The organism is Clostridium sp. UMB9555A (assembly GCF_030222355.1).
GTDB classification, from domain to species: Bacteria; Bacillota; Clostridia; order Clostridiales; family Clostridiaceae; genus Sarcina; species Sarcina perfringens.
The window spans coordinates 1-206 of sequence record NZ_JASORQ010000066.1 but is presented as its reverse complement, the minus strand read 5'-3'; the positions used below and the strand labels follow the sequence as shown (position 1 = coordinate 206).

Here is a 206-nt window from a genome sequence, read left to right as displayed (position 1 = left end):
GGAAGACGGGACTCGAACCCGCAACTTTCACCTTGGCAAGGTGACACTCTACCATTGAGTCACTCCCGCATTGAATGTTTAAAATTAAATTTAATTGGTGCAGATGAAGGGAGTCGAACCCCCACGCCATAGGCGCTAGATCCTAAGTCTAGTGCGTCTGCCAATTCCGCCACATCTGCAAATTAAATTTGGTGATCTGCCAGGGA

The 206-nt window shown here is 48.1% G+C and carries 1 tRNA gene; it reads right to left on the bottom strand.

The annotated features are described in order from the left end of the window. Window positions 1-95: 95 nt before the first annotated feature. Window positions 96-179 (bottom strand) — tRNA-Leu (locus tag QP548_RS16970). Window positions 180-206 lie beyond the last annotated feature (27 nt).